The organism is Candidatus Phytoplasma pruni, assembly GCF_001277135.1.
In the GTDB taxonomy this organism is placed as follows: Bacteria; Bacillota_I; Bacilli_A; order Acholeplasmatales; family Acholeplasmataceae; genus Phytoplasma; species Phytoplasma pruni.
The window spans coordinates 1-5,241 of the sequence record NZ_LHCF01000022.1 but is presented as its reverse complement, the minus strand read 5'-3'; the positions used below and the strand labels follow the sequence as shown (position 1 = coordinate 5,241).

The window sequence follows — 5,241 nt, the reverse complement described above, 5'->3', positions numbered from 1 at the left end:
AAAATCGATTTTTTTCTAATCACATTATTAAATTAATTTATACGAAAAAACATCTATTAAAGCATCATAGGCTTATTTATTAGCTATTAAAAAAATTTTTAAAACTAGAAAAAGATCTTTTAAAACAATTACCTTTTCTAACCACGAATTAACAATCCATTTTATTAAGATATAGTCTAACATATGGTAAATACACCACAAAGTTATAAATTTATTTCCGTTTTTATATCAATAATACTATCTTTTCTTACAAATACCCACATTTTTTATTCAAAAATTGACTTTCCGAATCTGATATATATAAAAAAATAGAAAATATCCTTTTTTAATCTATAAAGGGGATAAATATAAATTGTATGAATGTTGCTTTTTTTGATGCGATAATTGTTTTTATCTTTTGAACATTAAAGCAATACTATATATATCAACCCTCCCTTATAGATCAAAAAAGGCTATTAAATTCAAAATAATTCACATTTCCCGCATAAAACTGTTTTAAAATACTAAAAGGAAAAAAAATGAAAAAAATTCATGTATTCGTTATTTCAACAATTTTAATTGTTTTAGTTTGTTTGTCTTCTGTTTATTTTATACAACAACAAAATAAACAAAAAATCAACCAAAATAATAAAAAAACCATCGTGACCACAACTAATATGTTATACGATTTAACACAACATATTTTATACGATGACTTTAACGACAACAACATTCCTAATAAAAAGTCAAAAAATAACCAATTGATCGATAATTTATTAGAATTAAAAAAACCTATGATGGGAGTAGGCGTTGATCCTCATAATTATAAACCTCTCCCTAACCATCGTTGGATTATTTTACAAAGTGATTTAATAGTGATAAATGGACTCCATTTAGAAGCTAACATGGAAAAAGCTTTTCAATTATTAATTTCTGAAGAAAAGCCAGATAAATTATTTAATGTTGGAGAAAAATTGAAAGAAAAGTCAAATAACCCCATAATACAACATGATGGTGTAGATGACCCGCATATATGGTTTAATTACGAATTATGGATAGAAGCCGGAGAATTATTAAAAGAAAAATAAAAACTTAATTGATAAAACTGAAAAAACAGACGGCGAAACAAAAACAAAAGCTAAAAGCATTTTAAATAACAATTTCACAAATTATAAAAATACAGTCATAAAGGAAATAAACAAAGCCATCAAAGAATTGCAAAATATACCCGAAAACAAAAGATATTTAGTCACTTCTCATGATGCTTTTTCTTATTTTGGAAAAGTAGCTAGCTTAGAAATAGAAGCTATCCAAGGCACTTCTACTCAAACAGAAGCTAGTATTGGTGACATTAGAAGAATAGCTCAAAACATTAAAGATAAACAAATAAAAGCTATTTTTACCGAAAGTTCAATTACAAACAACACATTACAAAGTTTAAAAGAAATGGTAGAAAAAGACGGTTATCATATTAAAATGTGTGAAGGTGAAAACGGTTTATTTTCCGACTCTTTAAACGCTAATTTAGATTATTTACAAACATTTTTACATAATATCAAAATAATTACAAAGGAACTGAATAAATGAATAAAAAAAGAGCTATTACTATTAAAGATTTAACGGTGGCTTATCATTTAAAACCGGTTTTATGGGATATTGATTTAGATATCTTCCCAGGTTCTATAATGGCTATTATCGGACCTAATGGAGCAGGGAAATCAACTTTATTAAAAGCTATTTTAAATTTAATTCCTAAAGTATCAGGAGAAATTTTATTTAATAACCAAAAATATCAACAAATTTATAAAAAAATAGCTTATGTTCCACAAAGAAATACTGTGGATTGGAATTTCCCTATTAACATTTTTGAAGTTGTTTTAATGGGTAGATATGGCTCTTTAGGTTGGTTTAAAAGACCGAAAAAAAAAGATAAACAAATCGCTTTAGAAGCTTTAAAAAAAGTAGAAATGCTAAATTTAAAAGATCGCCAAATTTCCGAACTTTCTGGCGGCCAACAACAAAGAGTTTTTTTAGCCAGAGCTTTATCTCAACAAGGAGACTTTTATTTAATGGATGAACCATTTCAAGGGGTCGATTCTAAAACAGAAAAAGCCATTATGTTAGTTTTAAAAGAGTTGAAAAACCAAGGAAAAACAGTATTAGTGGTTCATCATGATTTAAATACGGTTCCACACTATTTTGATTACGTCACTTTGTTAAATGTGAAAAAAATCAATAGTGGACCAGTTAAAGAGGTTTTTACTCCAGAAAACCTTAAAAAAACTTATCAATTTGATTTTTTTAAACAATTTTCCGATAATTCTAAAGAGGAGTCTGATAAATGATGAAAATTTGTCGTTTAATAAATGATATTAGTTATCAATTAATTGGTATCGCTTTTTTAGGTTTAGCTGCGGCTATTTTAGGCGTTTTTGTGGTTTTAAATAAAAAAGCTTTAGTAGGGGATGTTTTGTCCCATGTTTCTCTACCGGGAATCATATTAGCTTATTTTTTACATGGTTTAATTATGGGCGATGATTCTGTCAAACAACCCGGCATATTAGTTTTAATCATAGGAGCTTTTATCATCTCTATAATAGCTTTATCTTTAATAGAAATGATTAAAAAAAATTCGCCCATCCAATATGACGCTATTTTGGCTTTAATTCTATCGGCTTTTTTTGGTTTAGGACAGACGCTTTTATCTATTATACAACAAAAAAACGCCAATCCTTCTATCGCTCAATTAGAAAAATTAACCCTTGGGCAAATAGCTTCTATGTCTAAAAAAGAGTTATATACGGTGTTTATAATTGCTCTTTTAGTTTTAACCATTATTTTTGCGTTTAAAAAAGAATTAAAAATATTTATTTTTGACCCTTCCTTTTCTCAAAGTGTTGGAGTTAATGTTAAAATAATGAAAAAAATCATTAATGTTTTAACCATAATTATTGTTATTATTGGTTTAAGGATTGCTGGAATTGTTTTAATGAGTGCTTTTATCATTGCTCCTGCAATATCTGCCCGACAATGGAGTGATAAATTCAAAATAAATATTTTTTTAGCCTCTCTTTTTTCCTTAATAGCTGGTTTTTTAGGCACTATTTTCAGCGTTATTGATATAGGCTGGCCACATGTTCCTACTGGTCCGATTATTACAATCTTTTTATCTTTATTTGTTTTTATTTCTTTATATTTGGCCCCTAAACATGGTATTTTAAAAAAACATTTACAAAGTAACCAATATCAAAAAAAATTAAAAAATATAAATTTTTGATTCATATCTATAACCAAAAAGATCAACAAATAGAACATGAAAATTATCCCCTAGAAACTTCGTTTTTGGAACAAAAATACCTCACTTATAATCAAAAAAAAATTACTTTAACTGCAAAAGGGCAACAATTAGTAGAAAAGTTAATGAAAGGGGAATTTCATGATTAATAATTTTTCCGAATTTAGCAATAATTTTGATTTTAATAGTTTTTTTATCGCAGTTTTAACAGCTATGGCAGCCTCTATTTTAGGTGTTTTTTTAATTTTAAAAAGAATGTCGATGGTAATTGATGCTATTAGTCACAGCGTTTTATTAGGTATTGTCTTAACTTTTTTAATAGTGCGGGATCTTAATTCTCCTTATTTAATCATAGGAGCTACGTTAATAGGTGTTTTTACATCTTATTTGAGTGATATCCTCTCTCAACATAGCAAAGTTAACGAAGATGCCGCTATTGGAATAACTTTTGCTTTTTTATTCGCTTTAGCGGTCTTTATCATAACTGTTTATATTCGTAATGCTCATTTAGATATTGACGCCGTGTTTACTGGTAGTTTAGAATTCATCAATAGCAGCAAAATTAAAATTATTTTACCTTTTTTTTACTAAATTTATTCTTTTTCCTAGTCTTTTATAAAGAATTAAAATTATCTCTTTTTGATAAAAATTTAGCTATTTCTCTAGGTTTTTATCCTACTTTAATCAATTATATTTTAATCACTTTAGTCTCCTCAACATCCGTAGCCGCCTTTGAAATTTCGGGTTCTATACTAATGATTTCCTTTTTTATCGCACCTGCAGCTACCGCTTTATTAATTACTAAAAATTTATTTAGTAGTGTTTTATTTTCTATGTTTTTCTCTTTTCTAGGGGTTTTTGTAGGTTATAGTGCAGGTATTTGGTTGAATATGACTTTATCAGGCGCTATTTCTTCAGCGATGTTATTAATTTTTTTATTAGTCTTTATTTTTGAAACCAAAAATGGAGCAATAACCAAATTAATCCAAAAGAATAAACAAAAAAAATATTTTGGGATGATTAACTTATTGATTCATATCCGAAACCACGAAAAAAAAGAAAATATTGTTCAAACCCAACAATCCTTAAAATGGTCTTCTTCTTTTTATCAAAAATGTTTAAAAAAATCATTTCAAGAAGGTTATGTTCAATTAGAAGGCGAAGAATTACATTTAACCCATAAAGGAGAAGAACTTTTAATCCAACAACAAGAAAAATTAGGAATATAAATAGTATTTTGTATCTTTTACATATCATCAACTATATTTTTACACCATAAAAAAGTCCTTATTAACAAAATAAATCTTTTTAAAAAAATAGCACTAACCTCTTGACAGTGCTAATTTTTTTTTGATAGAATAAAAGTGAACTTGAAATAAAAGATAAAAAATGTTTTAAGTTTCTTCTGAAAGTTTTTTTTAATTTTTCTTTATATAAAAAATAATAAAAAAGGAGTGTGCAATTCATGTTATTTAATTTAATTAATCCAAATCAAGATTTATTTGAAAATTTTTTTGAGGATATCAACAAATTAAACCCTTTTGTTAAAACAAACAATATTATGAAAACCGATATTCAAGAACAAGATAAACAATATATTATTAGTGTTGAAGTGCCGGGCTTTAAAAAAGAAGACGTCAAAGTCGCTTTAGAAAATGGTTACTTAACTATTGAAGCCAATAATTCTCATGAAAAAGAAGAAAAAGAGCCTAATTTCATTAGAAAAGAAAGATTTAAAGGTGTTTTTAAACGTAGTTTCTATTTAGATAAAAATTTCGATTTAAAAGAAATGGAAGGAACTTTACAAGAAGGAATATTAAAACTAGTGATTCCTAAAAAAACTATTAAACAACCGGAAAAACAATATTTAGAATTAAAATGATAAACAATCGATTAATTTATTTAGATCCTATAATTGATTTTATTGTGGGATATTGTCAAATAATGAATTATATATCATAAAAAAA

7 protein-coding genes and 1 pseudogene are annotated in these 5,241 nt (G+C 26.5%); all 8 read left to right on the top strand.

Annotated features, from left to right (window positions below; translation table 11 throughout):
* Positions 1-518 precede the first annotated feature (518 nt).
* Entirely contained in the window at positions 519-1,067 is a 549-nt protein-coding gene (locus CPX_RS03500) for a metal ABC transporter solute-binding protein, Zn/Mn family (RefSeq protein ID WP_268760260.1), read from the top strand.
* A 7-nt stretch (positions 1,068-1,074) separates the two neighbouring features.
* On the top strand, positions 1,075-1,566 hold the full coding sequence (locus CPX_RS03495) for a metal ABC transporter solute-binding protein, Zn/Mn family (RefSeq protein ID WP_320408635.1): 492 nt from the start codon (positions 1,075-1,077) through the stop codon (positions 1,564-1,566).
* Positions 1,563-2,324, top strand: a complete 762-nt coding sequence (locus CPX_RS02450; protein ID WP_053521593.1) for a metal ABC transporter ATP-binding protein — start codon at positions 1,563-1,565, stop codon at positions 2,322-2,324. Before CPX_RS03495 ends, CPX_RS02450 begins: the two co-directional genes overlap by 4 nt.
* Positions 2,321-3,256 carry a metal ABC transporter permease gene (locus tag CPX_RS02445; RefSeq protein WP_235443262.1) on the top strand — a complete coding sequence of 312 codons (936 nt, stop codon included), beginning with the start codon at positions 2,321-2,323 and terminating at the stop codon, positions 3,254-3,256. Before CPX_RS02450 ends, CPX_RS02445 begins: the two co-directional genes overlap by 4 nt.
* Positions 3,253-3,423 carry a hypothetical protein gene (locus CPX_RS03420; RefSeq protein WP_235443261.1) on the top strand — a complete coding sequence of 57 codons (171 nt, stop codon included), beginning with the start codon at positions 3,253-3,255 and terminating at the stop codon, positions 3,421-3,423. Before CPX_RS02445 ends, CPX_RS03420 begins: the two co-directional genes overlap by 4 nt.
* Complete coding sequence (locus CPX_RS03490) at positions 3,416-3,865, top strand: metal ABC transporter permease (RefSeq protein ID WP_268760259.1); 450 nt, start codon at positions 3,416-3,418, stop codon at positions 3,863-3,865. The genes CPX_RS03420 and CPX_RS03490 overlap by 8 nt, the downstream gene beginning before the upstream one ends.
* 56 nt (positions 3,866-3,921) lie before the next feature.
* Positions 3,922-4,503 (top strand): annotated as a pseudogene (locus CPX_RS03485) (metal ABC transporter permease); the annotation flags it as partial.
* Positions 4,504-4,739: 236 nt separating this feature from the next.
* Complete coding sequence (locus tag CPX_RS02435) at positions 4,740-5,156, top strand: Hsp20/alpha crystallin family protein (RefSeq protein ID WP_053521592.1); 417 nt, start codon at positions 4,740-4,742, stop codon at positions 5,154-5,156.
* The last annotated feature ends 85 nt before the right edge of the window (positions 5,157-5,241 follow it).

Bases quoted from the DNA above. Each gene is read 5' to 3' on its own strand.
- CPX_RS03490 (WP_268760259.1), top strand. From the start codon at position 3,416: ATGATTAATAATTTTTCCGAATTTAGCAATAATTTTGATTTTAATAGT.
- CPX_RS03500 (WP_268760260.1), top strand. From the start codon at position 519: ATGAAAAAAATTCATGTATTCGTTATTTCAACAATTTTAATTGTTTTA.
- CPX_RS02435 (WP_053521592.1), top strand. From the start codon at position 4,740: ATGTTATTTAATTTAATTAATCCAAATCAAGATTTATTTGAAAATTTT.
- CPX_RS02450 (WP_053521593.1), top strand. From the start codon at position 1,563: ATGAATAAAAAAAGAGCTATTACTATTAAAGATTTAACGGTGGCTTAT.
- CPX_RS02445 (WP_235443262.1), top strand. From the start codon at position 2,321: ATGATGAAAATTTGTCGTTTAATAAATGATATTAGTTATCAATTAATT.